22 protein-coding genes are annotated in these 22259 nt (G+C 70.1%); 12 read left to right on the forward strand and 10 right to left on the reverse strand.

The window, feature by feature from the left end; translation table 11 throughout:
* The first annotated feature begins 13 nt into the window (after positions 1-13).
* From KOI35_RS33030 to KOI35_RS33040, 3 genes are read left to right on the forward strand one after another with little or no spacing between them, the layout of a single operon-like run.
* Positions 14-1069, forward strand: coding sequence for a DUF993 family protein (locus KOI35_RS33030; RefSeq protein ID WP_438870641.1), 1056 nt, complete (start codon positions 14-16; stop codon positions 1067-1069).
* Positions 1039-1869, forward strand: a complete 831-nt coding sequence (locus KOI35_RS33035; protein WP_246614152.1) for a sugar phosphate isomerase/epimerase family protein — start codon at positions 1039-1041, stop codon at positions 1867-1869. Before KOI35_RS33030 ends, KOI35_RS33035 begins: the two co-directional genes overlap by 31 nt.
* Positions 1866-2618, forward strand: coding sequence for a DUF6807 domain-containing protein (locus KOI35_RS33040; RefSeq protein ID WP_215792613.1), 753 nt, complete (start codon positions 1866-1868; stop codon positions 2616-2618). Before KOI35_RS33035 ends, KOI35_RS33040 begins: the two co-directional genes overlap by 4 nt.
* A gap of 53 nt (positions 2619-2671) precedes the next feature.
* Here KOI35_RS33040 and KOI35_RS33045 read toward each other — a convergent pair whose 3' ends face one another.
* Positions 2672-4570 (reverse strand): S41 family peptidase, encoded by a 1899-nt coding sequence (locus tag KOI35_RS33045; RefSeq protein WP_215792614.1) that lies wholly within the window; start codon positions 4568-4570, stop codon positions 2672-2674.
* A 153-nt stretch (positions 4571-4723) separates the two neighbouring features.
* Here KOI35_RS33045 and KOI35_RS33050 point away from each other — a divergent pair, with 153 nt between their 5' ends.
* Together KOI35_RS33050 and KOI35_RS33055 are read left to right on the forward strand one after the other, a co-directional pair.
* Positions 4724-5212 (forward strand): peptidoglycan-binding domain-containing protein, encoded by a 489-nt coding sequence (locus KOI35_RS33050; protein ID WP_215792615.1) that lies wholly within the window; start codon positions 4724-4726, stop codon positions 5210-5212.
* Between the two features lie 132 nt (positions 5213-5344).
* On the forward strand, positions 5345-6595 hold the full coding sequence (locus KOI35_RS33055; RefSeq protein ID WP_215792616.1) for an MFS transporter: 1251 nt from the start codon (positions 5345-5347) through the stop codon (positions 6593-6595).
* Positions 6596-6620: 25 nt separating this feature from the next.
* Here KOI35_RS33055 and KOI35_RS33060 read toward each other — a convergent pair whose 3' ends face one another.
* The 5 genes from KOI35_RS33060 to KOI35_RS33080 all read right to left on the reverse strand — a co-directional run bounded on the left by KOI35_RS33060 (position 6621) and on the right by KOI35_RS33080 (position 13128).
* Entirely contained in the window at positions 6621-7709 is a 1089-nt protein-coding gene (locus KOI35_RS33060) for a Gfo/Idh/MocA family protein (RefSeq protein WP_215792617.1), read from the reverse strand.
* A 70-nt stretch (positions 7710-7779) separates the two neighbouring features.
* Entirely contained in the window at positions 7780-9234 is a 1455-nt protein-coding gene (locus tag KOI35_RS33065; RefSeq protein ID WP_215792618.1) for a mannitol dehydrogenase family protein, read from the reverse strand.
* Complete coding sequence (locus KOI35_RS33070; protein WP_215792619.1) at positions 9225-10502, reverse strand: enolase C-terminal domain-like protein; 1278 nt, start codon at positions 10500-10502, stop codon at positions 9225-9227. Before KOI35_RS33070 ends, KOI35_RS33065 begins: the two co-directional genes overlap by 10 nt.
* The gene (gene uxaC / locus KOI35_RS33075; RefSeq protein WP_215792620.1) at positions 10499-11902 is read right to left on the reverse strand and encodes a glucuronate isomerase; all 1404 of its coding nucleotides are present in this window, start codon (positions 11900-11902) and stop codon (positions 10499-10501) included. The genes KOI35_RS33070 and uxaC overlap by 4 nt, the downstream gene beginning before the upstream one ends.
* A 2-nt stretch (positions 11903-11904) precedes the next feature.
* The gene (locus KOI35_RS33080) at positions 11905-13128 is read right to left on the reverse strand and encodes a Gfo/Idh/MocA family protein (RefSeq protein WP_215792621.1); all 1224 of its coding nucleotides are present in this window, start codon (positions 13126-13128) and stop codon (positions 11905-11907) included.
* A 270-nt stretch (positions 13129-13398) separates the two neighbouring features.
* Between KOI35_RS33080 and KOI35_RS33085 the strand changes: the two genes are divergently transcribed.
* From KOI35_RS33085 to KOI35_RS33105, 5 genes are read left to right on the forward strand one after another with little or no spacing between them, the layout of a single operon-like run.
* Positions 13399-14433, forward strand: coding sequence for a LacI family DNA-binding transcriptional regulator (locus KOI35_RS33085; protein WP_215792622.1), 1035 nt, complete (start codon positions 13399-13401; stop codon positions 14431-14433).
* Between the two features lie 10 nt (positions 14434-14443).
* Positions 14444-15760 carry an ABC transporter substrate-binding protein gene (locus tag KOI35_RS33090; protein WP_215792623.1) on the forward strand — a complete coding sequence of 439 codons (1317 nt, stop codon included), beginning with the start codon at positions 14444-14446 and terminating at the stop codon, positions 15758-15760.
* Positions 15761-15771: 11 nt separating this feature from the next.
* Complete coding sequence (locus KOI35_RS33095) at positions 15772-16722, forward strand: carbohydrate ABC transporter permease (RefSeq protein ID WP_215792786.1); 951 nt, start codon at positions 15772-15774, stop codon at positions 16720-16722.
* The gene (locus KOI35_RS33100) at positions 16722-17552 is read left to right on the forward strand and encodes a carbohydrate ABC transporter permease (RefSeq protein ID WP_215792624.1); all 831 of its coding nucleotides are present in this window, start codon (positions 16722-16724) and stop codon (positions 17550-17552) included. Before KOI35_RS33095 ends, KOI35_RS33100 begins: the two co-directional genes overlap by 1 nt.
* Positions 17549-18202: a hypothetical protein gene (locus tag KOI35_RS33105; RefSeq protein ID WP_215792625.1), complete on the forward strand. Its 654-nt coding sequence runs from the start codon at positions 17549-17551 to the stop codon at positions 18200-18202. Before KOI35_RS33100 ends, KOI35_RS33105 begins: the two co-directional genes overlap by 4 nt.
* Positions 18203-18212: 10 nt before the next feature.
* On the opposite strand, the gene KOI35_RS33110 is transcribed toward KOI35_RS33105, so the two are convergent.
* The 3 genes from KOI35_RS33110 to KOI35_RS33120 form a co-directional block, all read right to left on the reverse strand.
* Positions 18213-18659: an NUDIX hydrolase gene (locus tag KOI35_RS33110; protein WP_215792626.1), complete on the reverse strand. Its 447-nt coding sequence runs from the start codon at positions 18657-18659 to the stop codon at positions 18213-18215.
* A 90-nt stretch (positions 18660-18749) separates the two neighbouring features.
* The gene (locus KOI35_RS33115) at positions 18750-19409 is read right to left on the reverse strand and encodes a SanA/YdcF family protein (protein ID WP_215792627.1); all 660 of its coding nucleotides are present in this window, start codon (positions 19407-19409) and stop codon (positions 18750-18752) included.
* A gap of 52 nt (positions 19410-19461) precedes the next feature.
* Positions 19462-20286 (reverse strand): alpha/beta fold hydrolase, encoded by an 825-nt coding sequence (locus KOI35_RS33120; RefSeq protein WP_215792628.1) that lies wholly within the window; start codon positions 20284-20286, stop codon positions 19462-19464.
* Between the two features lie 106 nt (positions 20287-20392).
* Here KOI35_RS33120 and KOI35_RS33125 point away from each other — a divergent pair, with 106 nt between their 5' ends.
* Positions 20393-21367: a sigma-70 family RNA polymerase sigma factor gene (locus tag KOI35_RS33125; RefSeq protein ID WP_215792629.1), complete on the forward strand. Its 975-nt coding sequence runs from the start codon at positions 20393-20395 to the stop codon at positions 21365-21367.
* 42 nt (positions 21368-21409) lie between these two features.
* Complete coding sequence (locus tag KOI35_RS33130) at positions 21410-21808, forward strand: DUF3052 family protein (protein WP_246614153.1); 399 nt, start codon at positions 21410-21412, stop codon at positions 21806-21808.
* A 14-nt stretch (positions 21809-21822) separates the two neighbouring features.
* Here KOI35_RS33130 and KOI35_RS33135 read toward each other — a convergent pair whose 3' ends face one another.
* Positions 21823-22209 carry an STAS domain-containing protein gene (locus tag KOI35_RS33135; protein ID WP_215792631.1) on the reverse strand — a complete coding sequence of 129 codons (387 nt, stop codon included), beginning with the start codon at positions 22207-22209 and terminating at the stop codon, positions 21823-21825.
* Positions 22210-22259: the final 50 nt, after the last annotated feature.

The following is a 22259-nucleotide window of genomic DNA, read 5'->3' on the forward strand; positions in this document are numbered from 1 at the left end:
CCAAGTGGGACCCGTGTTCCAGAGTCGCGTCGCGTACGCGGCGGCACCCGTGACCGCCGATCCGCAAGCGGAGAACATCCCGGGCGCCCCGGCCGCGCTCGACTGGGACACGACGTTGCGTTTCCGGCACCACCTCTGGTCGTACGGGTTCGGCGTCGCCGAGGCCATGGACACCGCCCAGCGCGGCGCGGGCCTCGACTATCCGGCCACCCGTGAGCTGATCCGCCGCAGTGCCGTCGAGGCCCGCTCGGTCGGTGGCGCCATCGTGGCCGGCGTCGGCACCGACCAGTTGCCCCCGGGCCCGGCCACGGTCGACGAGATCACCAAGGCCTATCTGGAGCAGTTGGCGGACGTACGGGACGCCGGCGCCACCCCGGTCCTCATGTGCAGCCGCCACCTGGCCGCGGCTGCGCGCCACGCCGACGACTACAAACATGTCTACGGCGAGTTGCTGTCCCAGACCGACAAGCCGGTGTTGCTGCACTGGCTGGGCGAGGCGTTCGATCCGGCGCTGGCCGGCTACTGGGGCAGCCCCGGCACGGTCGAGGAGATCATCGCCGAGCACCGGGACCGGATCGCCGGCATCAAGATCTCGCTGCTCGACGCGGACTACGAGATCGCGATGCGCCGGCGGCTCCCGCCCGGAGTGGCGATGTACACCGGCGACGACTTCAACTACCCGGCACTGATCCTGGGCGACGAGCACGGGCATTCGGAGGCGCTGCTCGGTGTGCTGGCGGTCATCGCGCCCCCGGCAGCAAGGGCTTTCCGCGCACTCGACGCCGGCGACGTCGCCACCTACAACACGATCATGGCGCCGACCCTCCCGCTCGCCCGCCACCTGTTCGCCACGCCCACGTACCACTACAAGACCGGGATCGTGTTCCTCAACTGGCTGGCCGGCCACCAGGACCACTTCACCATGGTGAACGGTGCCCAGTCCGGCCGATCGCCACGCCACCTGCTGGAACTCATGCGACTCGCCGACCAGGCAGGCCTGCTGCCCGACGCTGACATGGCTACGCGACGTGCGAACGCATGGCTGACCACCATAGGACTGAACCGGTGAAGGGCTTCTCGCTGAACCAGGCGACCACCAAGTACTGGTCGCTCGACGAACTGGTGTCCGGCTGCGTGTCCGTCGGCGTGTCGGCCGTGGGCCTGTGGCGCGAGGAGGTCACCGCCTTCGGCACGGAGAAAGCCGCTTCCCTCGTACGGGACCAGGGGTTGACGGTCTCCTCGTTGTGCCGGGGCGGCTTCTTCCACGACGAGAACTGGTACGACGAGAACCGGCGCGCCATCGAGCAGGCCGCGAACCTCGGCACAGACACGCTGGTCCTGGTCAGCGGCGGTCTGCCCGGCTCGAGCCGCGACCTCGACAGCGCCCGCCGGCACGTGGGCGACGCGATCGGGGCCCTGGTTCCGGACGCGCTGGCCGCCGGTGTGCGGCTGGCGATCGAGCCGCTGCACCCGATGTTCTGCTCCGACCGTTGTGTCGTGTCCACCCTCGACCAGGCGCTGCACCTGGCGTCGCCCTACCCGGCGTCCGCGGTCGGCGTGGTGATCGACACCTATCACCTGTGGTGGGACGACACGGTGTGGGACGGCATCGCCCGGGCCGGCGCGGAGGGGCGGATCGCCGCGTTCCAACTGGCCGACTGGATCACGCCGCTGCCGTCGGGCGTGTTGCTGGGCCGCGGTCTGCCGGGCACCGGGGCGATCGACATGAAACGGTTCGCTTCCGCCGTACGGGAAACGGGTTTTGATGGTTTTGTCGAGGTAGAGGTGTTCCACGAGGAAGTGTGGTCACGGCCGGGCGCTTCCGTTCTGGCGGAGGCCATTGCCGGCTACGAAGCGGCGGTGGCATGAGCGTCCTGCGCGTCGGCGACGTCGAGGTGGCGACCTACGTGCTCGACCCGCCGCTCGACATCCGCCTGGCACCGAGGCCCTACTTGCATCCGGTGCGAACTCTCGGCGGCACGGTGGTGACCGACGAGCTGTGTTTCGACCACCCGTGGCACCTCGGCGCCTCGGTCACCATCGCCGACGTGAACGGCTGGAACTTCTGGGGCGGCCGTACCTATGTACGCGACCAGGGTTACACATGGCTGGACGACCACGGCACGATCCGCCACGACGGCTGGGAGGGTAGCGGGCTGGTCGAGCGGCTGCGCTGGAACGACGGCGACGGCCGCACACAACTCACCGAGCGCCGCGAGATCAGCGCCGCGGCCGCCGCGGGTGGGTGGGAGCTCACCATGACCTATTCGTTGACTTCGATTCGGGATACCGCTCTCGGCAGCCCGGCCACCAACGGCCGCGACGGGGGAGCGGGCTACGGCGGCTTTTTCTGGCGCTGCCCACCCGGCCGCGCGGTCGCGAGCGAACCGCACGGCAGCGCCGCCGAATCGGTGACGCTGACCGTGGACGACCGCTATTCGCTGACATTCCGGGGCTTGTCCGGCGACGACCGCTGGTTCATTCGAACCGACGACTACATCGGCGTGGGCGCCGCCCTGGCCTGGGAGAGGCCCCTGCTCATCCCGGCCGGCGAAACCCTGACCCGGACCATGAGCGTGCTGATCAGGGACGATTTCCCGGAGCCTCAGCCGGAGTGAGACGCTTCGCTCAGGTCGGCGTGGAGGGCGCTGAGCCGAACAAGCTCCGGCTTTCAGTCCTCCAGCGTCCCGAGGGGCTGCAGGCTACCGCCCCGGCGTACGAAGGTCCGCAACGCCACGACCTCGCCCTTGTCGAAGCCGCGCACCCGCACCACCTGACCCCCGGCGGAGCCGGTAACCGCGATCGGCCCCGGATTGCCGCCCAGGTCGGCGCTGCAGCGTGGCCGGCCGTCGACCTCGATGTCGGCCCGGTCGATGCCCAGCACTCCGAAGGTCGCCGTCAGGTCGGCGTCGGCCTCGGAGAGCGTGACGTCGAAGCGCCGCGCACCCGCCTTGTCGAGCCGGGCGACTGCCGCCGCCATCAGGTCGGCGTCGTCCTCCACGATGTCGCGGCGGGTGGTGACGTGGCGGTCGTCCGGCACCACGCCGTAGTCCTCCAGGGGCGTGCCCGCGTTCGGGCCGACCCGCAGCACCCGGCGCATCACCAGCGACACGCTCGCGCCCAGGGGCAGCGCCCGGTACGGCACGTCGGTCTGTCCGTCGAACGCACCGATCAGGTCGGCCAGTTTCCAGACGTTGCCGCCGCCCGCGCCGGTGGTGCCGTCGGTGCCGAGGATCGCGCCGATGCCGTTGTCCTGGAAGCCGGCCGAGAAGATGTCGGTGGCCGAATAGCAGCGGGCGTCGGTGAGCAGCACGATCGGCCCGAAGTAGGACTGCGGCACCGCGTCGAACCACTCCCGCTCGGTGAACGGGACGCCCGCCGAATAGAGTGCGCCGGTCTCGAGGGCCTGGTCCATCGACTTGCGCCACGGCTCGAGGCTGTCGCTCGACCGGCACAGCCGCAGGTTGAGCGTGGTCGCCGCGAACTGGGCCGGCTCCGGTTCGACCGGGCGCCCGGTCAGCGTCTGCAGGCAGAGTTCGGCCGCGACGACGTTGCCGCCGCCGTTGCCGCGTACGTCGAGCACCAGGCCGTCCGGGGGCAGCACACTCAGCAGGCGCGCGAACTCGCGTACGAAAGGAATGATCCCGCCGGCCGTCGGCATGAACGTGCGGATCCGCAGATGCCCGACCGTTCGCCCGCCGGCCGTCACCCGGCGGGCCTCGAAAACGGTGGCCAGGTCGGGGCTGACCGGCACGCTGTCGGGTCCGGCGTTCTGGGTGCGGCGCCCGCTCGCCTCGGCCACCAGCGCCTCCGGGGCGAACAGCTCCGCGCGCAGCCGCGACAATTGAACGCCCTCGACGTCGACGCCCAGGTTGTGCGGGCCCTCCGAATCGGCCGCGCTCTCCGCCGTCGCGATCGGCGTCGCGTTCCACGTCAGCCGGGTCTCTCGCGGCTGATTCGCGGCGTCGAGGAAACCGACGACGATCCATTCCTCGTCCGGCGGCGGCGCGAAGGCCAGCGACCGTACGGTGAACATCTGCAACGCCCGGGCGTGCCGCGCGTCGGGGTTGGCGCCGGGCAGCCGGTCACCGAACCGCTCGATCGCCCGCCCGATCGGCACCCCGTTCCAGTGGGTCACCTCGACGCCGAAGTGGAACGCGTCGCCGTCGAGTTCGGGCTGGTCGGCCTGCCGTTTGCTGACCAGGTATCGGCGCCGCCCGTCCTCGGTGAACTCCTTGAGCAGGAACGGCAGGAACACCCCGACCCCGTTGAACGGCTCCGGCAGGGTGTAGCGCGTGTGCAGGTCACGCAGCGAGTTGAAGATGTCGATCAGCTCGGCGTGCATCCGGAACTCGAGTTCCGGGTCGCCGTCACGGCCGAGACGCTGGGCGAGCAGCCGCAGCCGTTGCACCGGATTGATGCCGTAACGGGCGACTTTGAACGGCAACAGCGCGTAATTCTGCTCCAGCAGCAGTAGAGCCTGCTCGACGATCAACTTTCGCTGATCGGGGGTGAGCCGGCCGATCTCGGTGCCGTTGAGGAAATCGGTGAGTGACGTCGCCGCGGTCATGCCGATCAGCGTAGATCCGCCCGACCCGGACGCCGCTGTCCGATCTTGGACCGATGTATTCGTTTCGATGGATCACGCATTGATTTCCCATTGACTCCGGTCGAATTGCGGTTCTAGATTCCGCTCGACAGTGTCCAACGGGGAAGGAACGAAATGATGATCCACATCAGGAAACGGATCGCGGCGGTCGCCGTGACCATGCTGGCGATCGTGACGGTGAGTCTCTCGACCGCCGGTCCCGCCAACGCCGACATTCCGGCCGGTGGCCTGGCCGCTTCCGTCTCGTGCACGCGGGCCGCGCAATTCACCTCCGGCGGCTATCTCGCCAACTACGTGCCCGTCACCTCGAGCAAGAGCACCAACTGCATCCTGGCCAAGGGCAACAACAGCGGCGCCGTGACGGGTCTGCAGAGCAACTTGAACATCTGCTACAAGCGCAACCTCGCCATCGACGGCGATTTCGGCCAGAACACCAAAGACGCGCTCATCTACGCGCAGGGCGTGATGAAGACCGACAAGGACGGCGTCTATGGCCCGGATACGCGCAAGAAGATGAAGATGTACTTCACTCTCGACGGCACCACTGCGCTCTGCACGGTCTGGGGCGAGCGCACCTGGACGTTCGACCACTTCCAATACTGATTTTCCCGTACGCCTCCGGTCCGGCACCAAACGCACCACACCGAACCCGAGGTTTCGCCGGCCTGAGCGCGGGCGAACGGCCGTAGCGCCCGACCGGGATGTCCCCGATGGCCGGGCTTCAAGGTTCTCGGCATGGGGGATTTACGGGGATCGCTGGATAAAGTGCTGCCGCCGCCCGGGTTGCCCCGGCGCCTCGCCGCTCAGTCGGCGTTGCTCGGGATCGGCGGCGGCACGTTCCTGACCGGTAGCGTGGTCTTCTTCACGCTCTATGCCGGGCTGTCACCGATCCAGGTCGGCATCGGTTTCTCGGTGGCCGGACTGGTCGGTCTCGTCGGCTCGCTTCCGCTCGGGCACCTGGCCGACCGGATCGGCGGGCGCCGGTCCTGGGTGCTGGGGGCACTGGGCGGGGCTGCCGTCTTCGCCCTCTATCCGGTCACCGGCGGGTTCTGGACGTTCCTCGCGCTGATCACCGCGGAGGCGGCGACCGACACCCTGGCCAACGCGGGCCGCATGGTCTACATGGGCGCCGCCCTGGCCCGCGAGGACCGGGTGCGGACCATGGCGTTCGCCCGGGCCTACCTGAACGTCGGGTTCACGATCGGCTCCGGCCTGGGCGCGGCCGCGCTGGCCCTGGACTCCCGGAGCGGCCTGCTGATCCTCGTGCTGGCCAACGCGGCCGGCCTGGCGCTCAACGCGCTCTTCGTGGCCCGGATGCCGGCCGTGCACGCCGCCGCCGGGCCCACCGAGGCCAGGCCGAGTCCGTGGGGCGTCCTGCGCGACCACCCGTACACGGCGCTGGCCTCGCTCTTCGGCGTGCTCTGGCTGAACGCGACCCTGTTCGGCGAGGTCGTCCCGCTCTGGGCGATCACCATGACCGACGCCCCGAAGCCGCTGCTGGGCGTCCTGTTCGCCATCAACACGATCATGGCCGTGGCCCTGCAGGTGCGAGCGACCCGGGGCGCCGACAGCCTCGCCGGCTCGACCCGGCTGCTGCGGTGGGCCGCGCTGGCCACAGTGGCCGCGTGCCCGGTGGTCGCCCTGAGCGGCGCGACCCACGGCTGGGCGACGATCGCCCTGCTGGCCCTCACGATCGTGCTGCTGACCGCGACCGAGCTGTGGATGTCGGGCGCCCAGTGGTACCTGCAGACCGAGATCCCGCCACCCGCCCAGCGCGGCGCCTACATGGGCGCGAGCAAGTCGGTCGGCGGCGTGACCAAGATGCTCGGCCCGGCGTCGCTGACGTTCCTGGCCATTCACACCGGTGGCTGGGGCTGGTGGGTGATCGCCGCCATCTTCGTGGCCGCGTGGGCCGCCGCGACCCCGATCGTCGCCTGGGTCGAGCGCACACCTCGCAACGGAGTCCCCGCCGCCCTGGTCCGCTGAGCTGCCCTGAGGCACACGAGACCCGTTACAGGATCGGCAACCGCCACCGATCGGGTCTCGTCGCCCACGTGATGCCCAGCTCGGACGGCAGCGACAGGGTGTCGGCGGCCCGGCGGAGCAGGGCGTTGATGCCGGGGATCGTGTGGCCGGGGACGTCGAGCCGGTGGGGGAGCGGGTTGCCGGGGAGCGTCAGCGCCTCGAGCACGCTCGTGAAATCGGCCGTCGACTCCAGTGGGACCAGCAGCGGCGTGCCGTCGGCCCGGTGGGCCAGCAGGTTCGTGAGAAGGTCGGCGCGGCCAGGCACCTCGGACAAGGTCGCGTCCGAGCCCATGGCCAGCCGGTCGGTCGGGTATTCGAGCAGGGCCCGGCCGTCCGGTGAGCGGGCCGAGATCTCGCCGGGGATGAAGTCCTCGCCGGCCAGGGTGACGGCGATCAGTAACGGCAGGCCGCTCTCGAAGGTGATGCGGGCGAACGCCGTGTCCTCCACCTCGATCGGGCGCACGCGGTAGCGCTCGACCTCCAGCAGGCGCGGCCGGCCCGCTCCGGTCGCGGCGCCCGCGGCCAGCGCCTGCATCACGGCGTGTGCGAGCGGGTTGACCAGGGCGCCGTCGACCACCGGGCGGCCGTCGACGACGCGCCGGCCGGCCCAGGGGGAGCGGGCGTAGTAGGCGTCGTCGCGTTTCCACGAGGCCACGGCGGTCAGGGCCGTCACCGAAGGGTCGAGCGCCGACCGGAACCGGGCCCAGGCCAGCGAGCCCAGCGACTGGAAGCCGACCTGGCATGCCCGGCCCGCCCGCGTGGTCGCTGAAACCAGCGTGCGGTGCGCGGCGACAGAGGTGACCGGTGGCTTCTCCAGCAGCAGATCGCAGCCGGCGTCCAGCGCGTCGAGGGCGATCGGCAGATGGGTGTGCGGCGGCGTGCAGATCACCACCACGTCCGGCTTGGTCTCGGCCAGCAGCATCCGGTGGTCGCTGAAGACCGGCGCGTCGGCGGGCGGGTCGATCGGCTGCACGTCGGCCAGCCCCACCAGTTCGACGTCCGGCAGCGACGCGATCAACCGCCGATGCCACCGCCCGTGCCCGTTCGCGCCGATCAGCGCCACGCGCGCGCTCACGGAAGAGCGCCGATCAACGCCGCCGGCGGGCTCACGGAAGAAGCGGCCAGCGAGCCCCTGGAGGAAGCGGTCATGGAAGAGCACCGGCCAGAGTCGCCTTGACGCCGTGCTTGTCGATGGCGGTCAGCCACTCGATCAGCGCCGCCCGCCACCGAGCGTCCTCGGCCAGCGCCGGCGTGAACACCGTGTCCAGCCCCAGCAGGGCGTCCACCACGCCCGACGGAGTGGCCGGCGCCGCGGCCAGCCGGGCCCGGATCCGGTCGGCCAGGGGATCGTTCAGCGGCAAGGGCGTCCCGTCGTCGGCCACGCCCTGCACGAACCGCATCCACGCCGCCACGACCAGCGCCCCCCAGTGTGGCACCGAACCCGCGGCCAGCCGGTCGGCGATCGTCTGCAGCACCCGCTGCGGCAGCTTCTGCGAACCGTCCATGGCCACCTGCACGGTCTGGTACTCGATGGCCGGGTTCTCGAACCGGATCAAAACCTCTTCCCCGTACGCGAGAGTGTCCACCCCCGACGGCGGCTCGAAGCTGGGCGCCACGTCGGAAGCGATGAACTCACGAACAACCGAATGCATCCCCGGCAGAGCCAGGGCCGACGCGATCGTCGTGCACCCAGCCACCGCGCCGAGGTAGGCGATCGCCGAGTGCACCCCGTTGAGCGTGCGCAACTTCAGCCGCTCCCACGGCCGGGCGTCGGTTGTCAGCACCGCCCCGGCCAGCTCCCAGGCGGGCCGCCCGGCCGGGAAGTCGTCCTCGATCACCCACGCCGAGTACGGTTCGCCGTTCACCGCGGCCCGATCCCGTACGCCCAGGGCCGTCGACGCCCCCGCGAGCGTCGCCGCCGTGGTGGCGGGCACGATCCGGTCGACCATCGAGCCGGGGAAACTGACCGACGAAGCGACCCAGTCGGCGATCGCGGTGGCCGCCGCCAGCCCGGTGATCAGACCGCGCAGCCGGTGCCCGTTGGCCGGCAGGTTGTCGCAGCTGGCCAGCGCGATCGGCCCGGCGTCGGCCCGGCGCCGCGCGCACAGTCCGCGGATCAGCAGGCCGGGCACGGTCTGCGGCGGCCGCCCGGTCTCGAGGTCGGCCCGCAGGTCGTCGTCGAGCAGCAGCCGCCCGGTGGCCGCGTCGAGCTTGTAGCCCTTCTCGGTCACGGTCAGCGTCACGATCTTGATGGTCGGGTCGGCCAGCAGGGCCACCACCGCTCCGGGGTCGGCGGCGGCCCGCATCTGCCCGGCCGACGAACCGATCACCCGCGTGCTGTTGCCGCCCGGGTCGAGCGTCGTGACGCTGAACAGCCCGTCCTGCGCCCGCATCGCGTCGACCACGTCGGCCGAGCGCGGTGCGACCCCGACGATGCCCCAGTCGCCACCGCCCGCGGCCATCGCGTCCTCGGTGAAGACGGCCTGATGGGCCCGATGGAACGCGCCCAGCCCGAGATGAACGATGCCGGCCGGAGGAGCCACGACGCGCGGCCGGCAGTCCCGAGGCACATGGGCCAGCGAAGAGGTACTCAGTTCCATTCGGGACCGCCCGGGAAGGAGAAGCGGTCGATCGAGGCCGGCACCATGTCGGAGCTGTATCCGGGGCGAGAAGGCAGGAGATAACGGCCTTCCCGCGTACGCACCGGGTCCGTGAAGTGCTCGTGCAGATGATCGACGTATTCGACCATCCGGCCGTCGAGCGACGTCCCCACGCGCAGGTAGTCGAAGATCGCGATGTGCTGCACGAGCTCGCACAGCCCGACCCCACCCGCGTGCGGGCACACCGGGACGCCGAACTTGGCCGCCAGCAGCAACTCGGCCAGCACCTCGGGCACGCCCGCGACCCGGCACGCGTCGACTTGCATCACCCGGATGGCGTCGGCTTGCAGCAACTGCTTGAAGATGACGCGGTTGGCCGCCACTTCACCGGTCGCGACGCGTACGGGGGAAACCGCTTCTTGAATTTTCGCGTGGCCGAGGATGTCGTCGGGGTGGGTGGGTTCCTCGATCCAGTAGGGATCGAATTCGGCCAGCCGGGCCATGTTGGCGATGGCCTCGTCGACGCCCCAGATCTGGTTGGCGTCCATCATCAGCAGCGCGTCGGGGCCGATCTCGGAGCGGATGATCGCGGCCCGGCGCACGTCGTCCTCGATCGGGCCGCCGACCTTCATCTTCATCGCGCGCCAGCCGTCGGCGTAGGCCTGCTTGGTCAGCGCCCGCACCTTGTCGTCGGGGTAGCCGAGCCACCCGACGCTGGTGGTGTATGACGGAAATCCTTCGTCCCGCAGCCGGGCGAGCCGATCATCGAGGCCGACCAGACCGCGATCAAGAATGGCAGCGGCCTCGGACGGAGTCAGCGCGTCCGAGATGTGCCGGAAGTCCACACAGGCCAGCAGGTCGGACGTCGACATGGAGGCCAGGTACTCCCACATCGGCCGGCCGGCCAGCTTGGCCCGCGCGTCCCACACGGCGTTGACGACCGCACCGGTCGCCATGTGCAGCGCACCCTTCTCGGGCCCGATCCAGCGCAGCTGCGGATGCGCGGTGAGCGACCGCAGAAACGCCAGCGGGTCGGCCGACAGAGACACGCCGACCAACGAGGGCGCCAGGGCCCGTACGGCCGCGCAGGTGATCTCGTTCCCCTGGCCGTTGGTGAAGGTGAACCCGGTGCCGGTCACGCCCGCGTCGGTCGTCAGCTCGACATAGGTGGCCGAATAGTCGCCGCGGTTGATCGAGTCGGACCCGTCGCCCGCCGCGGCCGTCGGGAACCGCACGTCGTGCACGTCGACGCCCGTGATGGTGGTCATGCGTTCTCCAACCGGAAGATGCGTTTGGGCAGGTGGTAGGCCAGATCGGCGATGGTCTCGGCCGCTTCGGCGAACGGCAGGCGGTCCTGCACGACGAGGGACGCCAGGTAGGCCGCGTCGACCCGTCGAGCCACGTCGTGGCGTACGGGAATGGAACAGAAGGCCCGGGTGTCGTCGACGAAGCCGGCCGTGTTGTAGAAGCCGGCCGAGTCGGTCACCGCCTCGCGGAACCGGCGCATCGCGTCGGGCGTGTCGAGGAACCACCACGGCGCGCCCAGGAACAGGGCCGGGTAGCCGCCCGCGAGCGGGGCCAGTTCGCGGCTGAACGCCGTCTCGTCGAGGGTGTAGAGCACGATCCGGAGGCGAGGTTCCATCCCGTACGCGTCCAGCAGCGGCGCCAGCGCATGGACATAATCGGTCGCCTGCGGGATGTCGCCGCCCACGTCCCGGCCGTGCGCGGCGAACAGCGCCCGGTTGTGGTCGCGCGACGCCCCCGGATGCAACTGCATGACCAGGCCGTCATCGATCGACATCCGCGCGAACTCGAGGATCATGTGCCCGCGGAACGTCTCGGCGTCGGCCGCGGACGCCTCGCCCCGGAGCCCTCGCTCGAAGATCCGGGCGGCATCGGCGGGTTCCAGCGCGACCGTACGGGCGGTGGGGTGACCGTGGTCCGACGAGGTCGTGCCGGCCTCGATGAAGGCCTCGCGCCGGCGTCGCAACGCGGAGAGGTAGCCGCCGTAGGAGGAACAGTCCTCGCCGGCCAGTTCGCCCATCCGCGCCACGTTGCCGGCCCAGTCGTCGCGATCGAGATCGACCACGTCGTCCGGCCGGAACGTGGAGATGACCCGGCCGCCCCACCCGTCGGCGGCCAGCTTGGCGTGGTGGGGCAATTCGTCGGTGGGGGACTCGGTGGTGGCCAGCACCTCGATGCGGAAGCGCTCGAACAGGGCCCGCGGGCGGAAATCCGGCTCGGCCAGGCGGGCGGCGATCGCGTCGTACACCTCGTCGGCCGTGTCTTTCGAGAACGGCGTGTCGACACCGAAGACCGTGCGGAACGTCTGCTCGAGCCACAGCCGCGACGGCGTACCGCGGAAGAGATGCCAGTTCGCGGCGAGCAGGCGCCAGATCGTCCGGGGATCGGTCTCGACCGGGCCGCCGTCGCGCCGGGGCACGCCCAGCCGGTCGGGCGGGATGCCCTGGCTCAGCAGCATCCGGGTCACGTAGTGGTCGGGGACGATCAGCAGCCGGGCCGGGTCGGGAAACGGCTCGTCGTCGGCCAGCAGTGCCGGGTCGACGTGGCCGTGCGGGCTGATCAGGGGCAGGTCGCGGACCACGGCGTACAGGTCGCGGGCCAGACCGGCGTGCCGCGGGTCGGTGACGAAGATCGGGTCGGGCATTCTCACTCCTTGATCAGCGTGTCGACCCGCACCGGCGCCGCGTCCCGCAGGCTCTGGTTGGCGGCGAGGCCGGTGAGCAGGGCCAGGGCGCCGTCGCGGGCGGTCGCCGAGCGGTTCATCGGGTCGGTCTGCCCGCCCAGCAGCACGCCGGTCATCCGCTTGTCGGCGCCGCCGTGGCCCTCGCGGTCGACCGGTTGCAGTTCCACCGCGTACGGGGGTGTCCAGTAGGGCCGGATGGTCAGGGTGACCGACCCCGACTCGGGGGACGCGCCGTGCTTGACCATGGCCGACGCGTCCGGGCTGACGTGGTCGCTCTCGATCACCTCGAGCTCGAGCCGGCCTCGGCTGCCGTTGACCATGAGCCGATAGCCCTCCCACGGCGCGTACGCGGTGAGGTGATAGGTCATGGTGGCGCCCGTGTCGTAGCGGACCAGAACGGCCAGGTCGTCCTCGATGGTCACACCGGGGGCGAAGACGTCCTGGTCGCGGCGGTAGCCGTCCACTGCTGACGGGCGTTCGTAGAGCGCCTCGAGACGGGGATCGGCCGTCAGGTCGAGCGCGAATCGATCTTGCGGCAGAGCGCGCCCGCGCCCCTGATCGCCGTAGAAGAACAGCCGCCCCGACGCGAAGACTTCGACCGGTGCCGCGCCCAGCCACCAGTTGACCAGGTCGAAGTGGTGACCCGACTTGTGCACGAGCAGCCCGCCCGAGGTGGCCTTGTCGCGGTGCCAGCGGCGGAAGTAGTCGGCGCCGTGCCGCACGTCGAGCAGCCACTCGAAGTGCACCGAGCCGATCTCGCCGATCTCGCCGCGGGCCAGCAGCGTGCGCACCACCTCGTGCACCGGGTTGAACCGGTAGTTGAAGGCGACCTGAACGCGCCGGCCGGTGCGTTCGACGGCGTCGAGGATGCGTTCGCAGCTGGGCGCGTCCACCGTCATCGGCTTCTCGGTGATGACGTCGCAGCCGGCCTCGAGCGCGGTCACGATGTGGTCCGCGTGGGTGCTGTCCACGCTGGTCACGATGAGTTCGTCGACCTTCTCGGCGGCCAGCATCCGGCGCAGGTCGGCGGCCTGATAGGTCGGCACCGGTTCCGGCAGCCAGCCGTTGTGCACGTCCATCCGGGCCTGGTTGACGTCGGCCAGGGCGACCAGCTGGCCGTTCTCCGTGGCCGCCTTGATGAACATCTCGGCCCGCGAGCCGGTGCCGATCAGAGCGATGCGGCGCATGGGACCTCCCGGAAGACGGCAAAGGTTTGCAGGGAAGTTAGGACGGTCGATCCGTTGTCGTCAATGATGCTGAGGCATAAATCCCGTTTAGCCCGAGTGGGAGCGTGTGCCAAGCGTCCGTTTGCAACATCTATGCAATAGATGCCCATTGACTTGTGTGCAACCGCTTGCATTAATGGCTCTCGACACGTGACCCGTGACACAGCGATCACCGGTTACAAGGCGATCGCCGCTGAGCGGAGCGAAGCCATAAGTACAGGAGGTGTAAGCATGGCCGTCACCATCCGCGACGTGGCCAGGGCGTCGGGCGTGCACATCTCCACCGTGTCGCGGACGTTCTCGGCCCCGCACCTGGTCAACCCGAACACCCGCAGCCGGGTGCTGGCCTGCGCCGAGCAGCTCGGCTACCGCCCCAACCGGGCCGCCCGCGCGCTCATCACCGGCCGCACGTTCAACATCGGCCTGATCGTGGCCGACATCGCCAACCCGTTCTTCCCGCCGCTGATCAAGGCGGCCGAGAGTCAGGCCCGCAAGCACGACCACCACATCTTCGTGGCCGACACCAACGAGGACGCGGCGGTCGAGGAAGAGGTCGTCCGCGCGCTGGCCAAGCAGGTCGACGGCGTGCTGCTGGTCAGCCCCCGGATGAGCAACGCGCTGATCGAGCAGCTCAGCCGGGAGGTGCCGCTGGTCGTGGTGAACCGCCAGATCGCCGGCATCCCGGCCGTGGTGATGGACGTCGCCCGCGGAGCCCGGATCGCGGTGGAGCACCTCACCAACCTCGGCCACCGCTCGGTCGCGCTGCTCAGCGGTCCCCGCGGGTCGTGGACCAGCCGCGAGATCCGGCGTTCGGCCACCGCCACCGCCAAGGCGGCCGGGGCCGAGCTCACCATCATCGGCCCCAACCCGCCGACCGAGGTCGGTGGGCTCACGGTCGCCGAGGAGGTGTTGCGGGCCGGCGCCACCGCCGTGCTGGCCTACAACGACCTCATGGCGATCGGTCTCATCGAGGGTCTGCTGGCCGCCGGGGCGCGCGTACCCCAGGACGTCAGCGTCGTCGGCATCGACGACATCATGCTCAGCCGGCTCACCCGCCCGAAGCTGACCACGGTGGCGACCCCCACCGCCGCCGCTGGTCGGGCGGCCGTCGACATGCTCCTCGCGCATGGCGACGACCGCCGCACCACCGCACAGATTCATCTGCAGACCGAACTGGTCATCCGCGACTCGACGGGGCGGGGCCCGGGTCCGCACAGCCCTGCGGACCCGGGCGACGTGATCGCCCACGGAGGTGTCGCTTCCTAGAAGGAGCGTCATGGAGCCCATCACGCGGGATCACACGCCCGCTCAACGTACTACTCGACGGCGCTTACTGGCCGCCGCCCTTACTGTTCCACTCCTGCTCGGTGCCGCGGCCTGTGGTGGCGACGACTCTTCCAGCGATGGAAAGACCGAGCTGTCGGTCTTCTGGTGGGGCGCCGAGAAGCGCGCCGAGCTGACCGACCAGGCCCTCAAGCTCTACACGGCCAAGCACCCCGACGTCACGTTCAAGACGACCTGGCAGGGAAACCAGGGCTACTTCGACAAGCTGGCCACGCTGACCGCGGGCGGCAACGCTCCGGACATCTTCCAGATCGACGACAACTACATCTCCGAGTACGCCGGCCGCGGGGTGACGCTCGACCTGACCCCGTACGCGCAAAATGGGAAACTCGACGTCAGCAAGTTCCCCGAGAGCCTGCGCAAATACGGTGAGGTCGACGGCAAGCTGTCCGGCGTCGCGATGGGTGAGAACACTCAGGGCCTGGTCTACAACAAGACGCTGCTCGAGAAGTTCAAGCTGCCCGAGCCCAAGACCGGCATGAGCTGGGACGAGTTCATCGACTGGGCGGCCAACGTCACCAAGGTCTCCAAGCTTCCCGGTACGCAGGACGCGTCCGCGGTCTACCAGGCGCTCTGGGTGTTCCTGCGGCAGAACGGCAAGGACCTGTACGCGGGCAAGCAGCTCGGTTTCGACGAGGCCGACATGACCAAGTGGTTCACGCTCTGGAAGGACGCCCGCGCCAAGGGGGCCACCCCGACGCCCGACGTCATCCACGAGGGCAACGCCAGCGACGTCAGCAAGCAGCTGATCGTCACCGGCAAGGCCGGCACCTCGTGGGTCTGGACCAACCAGATGCCCGAGCTGAAGAAGAACACCGACGACGAGCTGGGCCTGATGGCCTACCCGGGTGACAACAGCGTGCAGTGGGCGCGGGCGTCGCTCTACTTCTCGGCGTTCCGCGGCGGCAAGCACAAGGACACCGCCGTCGACGTGATCAACTTCCTGGCCAACGACCCCGAGGCCGCCAAGATCCTCGGCACCGACCGTGGCCTGCCGCCCAACACCGACCTCCGCAAGCAGGTCGCGGCGACGGTGACCGACCCCAACATGAAGCAGACGATCGCCGTCCAGGACGAACTGGGCGCGAAGTTCGGTCCCAACCCGCCCGGCGTGCCGCCGCAGGGGCACAGCAAGGTCCGTTCCGAGCTGATCCGGGTGGCCGAGGAGGTCGTCTACGGACGGCAGACCCCGGAACAGGGCGCAGCGGCCTACGTCGCCGCGGCCAAGGCGGCGATCGGCGCCTCGTGACCGCCTCCACCATGATCCGCGAACCCGCCGTCCCGGCTCCCACGAAGCCGGGGCGGCGGGTCCGCCGGCGCCGCGAGAACCTCGCCGGCTACGTGTTCCTGTCGCCGTGGCTGCTCGGCCTGCTCGGCATCACGGCGATCCCGATGCTGATCTCGCTCTACCTGAGCTTCACCGACTACAGCCCGCTCATCTCGCTCGGTGACGCCGAGTGGGTCGGGCTGGACAACTACCGCCGGATGTTCACCGCCGACCAGTCGTACTGGCACGCGGTCACCGTGACCATCACGTTCGCGCTGGTGGCCGTGCCGCTCAAGCTGGCCTCCGCGCTCGGCGTCGCGCTGCTGCTCAACCGGACGATGCGCGGCATCTCGCTGTTCCGCGGGCTGTTCTATCTGCCGTCGCTGCTCGGCGGCAGCGTCGCGCTGGCCATCGTGTGGGTCAGCATGTTCAACCGGGACGGCGCCTTCAACTCGTTCCTCGCCCTGTTCGGCATCGAGGGCCTGCCCTGGGTCAACGACCCCGACTGGGCGCTCTACACGCTGATCCTGCTGGCCGTCTGGCAGTTCGGCGCGCCCATGGTGATCTTCCTGGCCGGGCTCAAGCAGGTGCCGGTCGAGCTCTACGAGGCCTCGGCGGTCGACGGGGCCGGCCCGTGGCGCAAGTTCTTCCACATCACGCTGCCGATGCTGTCGCCGGTCATCTTCTTCAACCTGGTGCTCGAGACGATCAACGGCTTCCAGGGCTTCACGTCGGCTTTCGTGCTCTCCAACGGCACCGGCGGCCCGGTCGACTCCACGCTGATGTACACGCTGAACCTCTACATCAAGGGGTTCGTCGAACTCGACATGGGCTACGCGTCGGCCATGGCCTGGGTGTTCCTGCTCGTGATCGGGGCGATCACCGTGGTGCTCTTCACGACCGGGCGGTTCTGGGTCCACTACTCGGACAACGAGGAGCGGTGATGCGTACGTACGGAAGGCTCCTCGCCCTGATCTTGATTTTGGCGGTCGTGCTGTATCCGCTGGTGTGGATGGTCGGCACCTCGGTCAAGTCGCCGTCCGAGATCGTCAACAACATCGGGCTGATCCCGCGCGACTTCACGCCGGGCAACTTCACCAGCGGCTGGACCAAGTTCGACGTCAGTTTCGGGCGCTTCTTCCTGAACAGCGCGATGGTCTCCCTGTTCACCGTGGCCGGCAACACGATCTCGTGCCTTCTGGCCGCGTACGCGCTGGGCCGTCTGCGGTTCCGTCTGCGCGGCGTGTGGTTCGCCGTCATGATCGGCACCCTGCTGCTGCCCGGCCACGTGCTGATCATCCCGCAGTACATCCTGTTCCGGACCCTGGGCTGGGTCGGCGGCGACTGGCCCTACCTGCCCCTGCTGGTGCCGGCGTTCCTGGCCACCGAGGCGTTCTTCGTGTTCCTGATCGTCCAGTTCATGCGTGGCATTCCCCGCGAGCTCGACGAGGCGGCGGTCATTGACGGAGCTTCCCCGTACGGGATCTTCCGGCACGTGATTCTGCCGCTGTCCCGCCCGGCGCTGGTGACGACGGCGATCTTCTCGTTCATCTGGACCTGGAACGACTTCTTCCGCCAGCTGGTCTTCCTGTCCGAACTCCGCGACTACACGGCGCCGGTCGCGCTGACCCTGTTCATCGACTCCACCAGCGAGAGCGCGGTCGGGCCGATGTTCGCGATGTCGCTGCTGTCGCTGATCCCGGTGTTCCTGTTCTTCGTGGCGTTCCAGCGCCTGCTGGTCGAGGGCATCAACACGAGCGGCCTCAAGGGATGATCCGCGATTCGTGGCGGACGGCCGCCGACCTGGCCCTGCTGGGCATCCTGGTGTCGCTCGGCTGCCTGCCCGTCGTGACCGCCGGCGCTGCGGTCGGTGCGGGTAGTTCGGCGATCGCCCGGCTGGTCACGCTCGGTCGCTGGCCTTCGGCCGCGGAGTGCTGGTCGTCGTTCCGTTCGCGTCTTGTGCCCGGTCTGTGGGCCGGGCCGGCGGTGCTGGCCGTGGGATGGCTGATCGCGGTGGACATCGCGGCCCTGCGTCGAGGGGCGGTGCCGGGCGGCGGCCCGCTCATCATCGCGCTGCTGGTCGTCGCGGCGCTGGGGGCCGGGTTCGTCGCCGTCGTGGCCGGGGTCTCGGGCCGTCGCGAACCTCGGCCGCGCGAACCTCGGCCGCGCGAACCGGTGGGCCTGCCCGCCACCGGCGGTTCGTTGCGCCGGGCCCGCGCTCTGGTGGCGGCCCGGCCCGGTGCGCTGGCGGCCGTGACCGCTGTGGTGCTGATCGCGGCGCTGCTGGCGGCATTCATCCACCCGGCGCTCGTGCCGGTGCTGGCGGGGTATGTGCTGTTCGCCGTTCACGCGGTGTTGCGGCGCGTCACCCCACCGACTCCCGAGCCGAGCCTCGCGGCCGCCACGCCCGTCGCCGCGCGGTGACGGCGGCCGGTCAGTCGAAGAGTCGCCCCAGCAGGGCTGACTGGCCGGCGGCGAGCACGTGGCCCTGAGCGGGCGGCAGCCAGTAGCACTCGAAGCGGATCGGCGGGTGGCCGCCGTCGCCCCGCTCCTCGGCGATCCAGCGCGCTTCCACGTCCGGCGCTTCCACGTCCGGCGCTTCCACCGACAGGTGATAGAAGTGCCGGACGTGCGTGGCGTCGGCGTACGGCCGCATGTCGAACTCGCTCGCCCCGAGGTAGCGCTCCACCCGCAGCGTTTCCAAGCCGGTCTCCTCGGCCGCCTCCCGGAGCACCGCCGCCTCGGGCAGCTCGCCCGCTCGCACCGTGCCGGCCGGTACCTGCAGTCCGGACTGGTCGAAATCGGCGTCGTCGGCGTGGCGGAACACGAGGAGCCGGCCGTCGCGGACGATGTAGGCGACTACCTTCTGGGGCCTCAGCACCGGCGCAGCCTAAGGCACGATCCGTGCGTGACCGAGGTCGACGGGGTTCTGCAACAGCTGGGCCGGGCTGCACTTCGCCGGCCGAGGTGGTCAGGTCGTGGCCAGCGCCGCCTGAATCGCCGAGCTGGGTGGTGAAGTGACCGCCGGCGGCCGCTGCCGGACGGCGTCCCAGGCCGCCTTGCCGCTGGCGAAGTAGTCGCGTACCGACTTCTCGGCCAGCAGCGCCCGCCCGCAGCCGTCGCATCGCGCCCGGACACCGTCCACGTCGAGGCCCAGGCTGCGGCAGAGCGTCACCGCGCGCGACAGGTGATAGGCCTGCGTGACGACCAGGGCCCGCCGTACGCCGAAGACGTCACGGGCCCGCAGACAGGAGTCATAGGTGTCGAGCCCGGCCGGGTCGGCCACGACCCGGGCCGGGTCCACCCCGAGCGTCCCGGTCAGGTAGGCCGTCATCGAGGCGGGCTCGTCCCCGGAGTCACCGCCACCGTCACCGGAGACGAGGACCACCCGGGCCCGCCCCGCCGCGACCAGCTCGGCCGCGGTCCGGAGGCGCCCGGCCAGCCGGGCTTCCGGCTGCCCGTCGGAGCCGACCGTCGTCCCGAGCACGATCACCACGTCGGCGCCGGGCGCGTCACCCACATCATGAACGTGCCCGGTGGCGGCCGCGTTCGTCCAGATCCAGGGCGCGCTGACCACCAGAACCAGCACCACCCCGAGAACCACCAGCCGCCGGACCGCCCTCGAACTCACCGGCGCAGCGTAGGCGTACGGGCCAAGCACGGCGGCTGTTCGATGCTGGTGGTCACTCCGCCTTGTCGATGAAGTCGAGCGAGGCGGTGGCGAACAGCGGGGACATGAACAGGCTGTAGTGGGTCACACCGGGCAGGATGGCCAGCGCATGACCGCCCTTGGGCCGGCCCTCACCCATCCAGCCGCCGTCCCGCTGACCGCCGTCGAGCAGGGCGAACACCTCGACGAAGTGCGAGGGCGGGCACATGTCGGCGTCGGCCGCCATGATCAGGGTGGGCACCTGGAGGTTGCGGACCTCTTCGGTGTAGTCGTAGTCCTTCGACATCGACTCGCCCATCTTGCCCAGCAGGCGGCCGAAGTCTTCCGGACGAGGGGCGACCCGCGCGTACAGCTCGTACATCGGGGTCTCTTTCATGAACTCGGCCGCCTCGGGGCCGACCTGGGCCTGCTGCGCGAGGATCTCGGGGTAGGTCGCGTTGCGCCGGATGCCGGCCGAGGCCGAGACCAGACGGCCGACCTTTTCGGGGTGACGGATCGCGAGCAGCAGGGCGACCCCGCCGCCGAGCGAGTAGCCGACCACGTCCGGCTTCTGGAGTCCGAGGTGGTCGATCAGCGCGGCGACGTCGTCGGCCATGAACTTGATGTCGATCGGGCGGTCGATGTCGGCCGTACGGCCGTGGCCCTGCAGGTCGACCAGGATGACCTGGTGACCGTCGGCGAACTGGCCGATGATCGGGCCGAACATCTCGCCCGAGCCCAGCCCGCCGTGCAGCAGGATCAGCGGACGGCCCTCGCCGTGCGTCTCGTAGTAGAGGTTGATCCCGTTGACCTCGGCGTACTCGCCCTTGCCGTGGCTCTCGGCGGTCCAGGTGTTCATGTCCGGCTCCTTCATCGTCAGTTGCCAGTAGGACCGGGCCGGTTCCGGCAACTCATCGGTGTCCCGGGAGTTTTTTCTGTCGTACCCCTGGGCTAGTTTTCTTCTCGTGAGCGACGTTGCCACCCCGATCGAGACGCAGCTCGAGGGCTTCCGGTCCGAGCTGACCGCCTATTGCTACCGCATGCTCGGCTCCGCGTTCGAGGCCGAAGACGCGGTGCAGGACACGATGGTCCGCGCGTGGAAGAGCTACGAGGGGTTCGAGGGCCGCTCGGCCCTGCGCTCCTGGCTCTACCGCATCGCCACCAACGTCTGCCTGACCATGCTGGGCAGCGCCCAGCGCCGGGCCCGGCCGATGGATCTGGCGCCGGCCGGTTCCGGCCAGGCCACCCATCCGGGCGAACCGCGGCCCGACGAGATCTGGGTCGGCCCGGTGCCCGACGGCCGGGTGCTGGCCGCGGTCGCCGATCCCGCCCAGGTGGTGGCCGACCGCGAGTCGATCCGGCTCGCCTTCGTCGCCGCGCTGCAGCACCTGCCGCCCAAGCAGCGGGCCGTGCTCATCCTGCGCGAAGTGCTGGCCTGGTCGGCGCAAGAGGTGGCCGACCTGCTCGAGCTGTCGGTGCCGAGCGTCAACAGCGCCCTGCAGCGGGCTCGCGCCACGATCGCCGCCACCGACAAGGGTGCCCAGGTCGTGGAGCCCGACGACGAGGAGCAGAAGAAGCTGCTCGCGCGTTATGTGCAGGCCTTCGAGGCGTACGACCTGACGGCGCTCACCGCGTTGCTGCACGAGGACGCGACGCTCTCGATGCCGCCGCTTCCGCTGTGGCTGCGCGGCACGGACGACATCGTCGCCTGGATGACCGGCACCGGCGCCGGCTGCGAGGGTTCCCGTCTGGTCCCGACCGTGGCCAACGGCATGCCGGCGTTCGCTCAATACCGCCCGGCCACCGACGGCGACGGCCACACGCCGTGGGCACTGATAGTCCTCGAGATCACCGACGGCCGGATATCCGGAATCAACAACTTCCTCGACACCGAGCGTCTGTTCCCCCTGTTCGGTCTGCCCGCCCGACTGCCCGCCTGACAGGCGGCGGGGGCTGGCATGGCGGGTTACTCGGGTACACCGTTGTATCGCAAGCTCGGCATCAAACCGGGGCATCGAGTCGTGCTGCTCAACGCGCCGGCCGGCTTCGCGGCCACCCTTGACGGCCTTCCGGACGAGGTTGTCATGGGGCCCGGCCCGGCCGTCGACGCACCGAGCGATGTGATCGTGCTGTTCGTGACCGAACGCCAGGAGTTGCAGGTCCGGCTGGACGAGGTCAGAGCCGGCATGGCCCAGGACGGTGGCTTCTGGGTCGCCTGGCCGAAGCGCGCCTCGAAGGTACCCACGGATGTCACCGAGGACGTCGTACGCGAGATCGCCCTGCCGACCGGGCTGGTCGACAACAAGGTCTGTGCGATCGACGAGGTCTGGTCGGGCCTCCGGCTGGTCATCCGCCGCGAGAACCGCAGACCACCCGGCTGACGACCGCAGGCCTCCTATGCGGCGGGCGACGGGCGGCCGGACAGCGGTGACTGTGTGTCGGACGGCGGCCCGGGCCGGGCCGCGTCTGGTGGGGGAGCGGATGGACCGTCGGCGGCGTGCTGGGCCGCGGCGAAGAAGCCGCCCAGGCCCATCAGCGAGAACAGCGCCAGCAGCTCGGAGGAGGCGCCCCGCACGACGAAGCGGTGGCCGTGCCGCCCGGCGGTCAGGCGCAGGCGGGCCAGTGTCTCGACCGTGACCACGTCGGGGCAGGCCACGGCCGACACGTCGCACACTACTTCGCCCGGGGCGGGGCGGGCTCGCACCAGGTCGGCCAGGGCCGCGCACAGGCACGGGATGTCCGCGCGGGTGGTCGCCGCGCCGACGGCGAAGTGGACCGTCATACCCGTATGACTCCGCGGGACGGCGAGACTCATCGGTGGGCCGGAGGTCG

The organism is Paractinoplanes bogorensis (assembly GCF_018829635.1).
Lineage (GTDB): Bacteria > Actinomycetota > Actinomycetes > Mycobacteriales > Micromonosporaceae > Actinoplanes > Actinoplanes bogorensis.

What these genes read in the sequence shown, in the direction of transcription:
- KOI35_RS33035 (WP_246614152.1), top strand. Translation starts at nt 1,039, where the DNA reads ATGGCTGACCACCATAGGACTGAACCGGTGAAGGGCTTCTCGCTGAAC.
- KOI35_RS33040 (WP_215792613.1), top strand. Translation starts at nt 1,866, where the DNA reads ATGAGCGTCCTGCGCGTCGGCGACGTCGAGGTGGCGACCTACGTGCTC.
- KOI35_RS33045 (WP_215792614.1), bottom strand. Translation starts at nt 4,570, where the DNA reads ATGACCGCGGCGACGTCACTCACCGATTTCCTCAACGGCACCGAGATC.
- KOI35_RS33050 (WP_215792615.1), top strand. Translation starts at nt 4,724, where the DNA reads ATGATGATCCACATCAGGAAACGGATCGCGGCGGTCGCCGTGACCATG.
- KOI35_RS33055 (WP_215792616.1), top strand. Translation starts at nt 5,345, where the DNA reads ATGGGGGATTTACGGGGATCGCTGGATAAAGTGCTGCCGCCGCCCGGG.
- KOI35_RS33065 (WP_215792618.1), bottom strand. Translation starts at nt 9,234, where the DNA reads ATGGAACTGAGTACCTCTTCGCTGGCCCATGTGCCTCGGGACTGCCGG.
- KOI35_RS33070 (WP_215792619.1), bottom strand. Translation starts at nt 10,502, where the DNA reads ATGACCACCATCACGGGCGTCGACGTGCACGACGTGCGGTTCCCGACG.
- uxaC (WP_215792620.1), bottom strand. Translation starts at nt 11,902, where the DNA reads ATGCCCGACCCGATCTTCGTCACCGACCCGCGGCACGCCGGTCTGGCC.
- KOI35_RS33080 (WP_215792621.1), bottom strand. Translation starts at nt 13,128, where the DNA reads ATGCGCCGCATCGCTCTGATCGGCACCGGCTCGCGGGCCGAGATGTTC.
- KOI35_RS33085 (WP_215792622.1), top strand. Translation starts at nt 13,399, where the DNA reads ATGGCCGTCACCATCCGCGACGTGGCCAGGGCGTCGGGCGTGCACATC.
- KOI35_RS33090 (WP_215792623.1), top strand. Translation starts at nt 14,444, where the DNA reads ATGGAGCCCATCACGCGGGATCACACGCCCGCTCAACGTACTACTCGA.
- KOI35_RS33095 (WP_215792786.1), top strand. Translation starts at nt 15,772, where the DNA reads ATGATCCGCGAACCCGCCGTCCCGGCTCCCACGAAGCCGGGGCGGCGG.
- KOI35_RS33100 (WP_215792624.1), top strand. Translation starts at nt 16,722, where the DNA reads ATGCGTACGTACGGAAGGCTCCTCGCCCTGATCTTGATTTTGGCGGTC.
- KOI35_RS33105 (WP_215792625.1), top strand. Translation starts at nt 17,549, where the DNA reads ATGATCCGCGATTCGTGGCGGACGGCCGCCGACCTGGCCCTGCTGGGC.
- KOI35_RS33120 (WP_215792628.1), bottom strand. Translation starts at nt 20,286, where the DNA reads ATGAACACCTGGACCGCCGAGAGCCACGGCAAGGGCGAGTACGCCGAG.
- KOI35_RS33135 (WP_215792631.1), bottom strand. Translation starts at nt 22,209, where the DNA reads ATGACGGTCCACTTCGCCGTCGGCGCGGCGACCACCCGCGCGGACATC.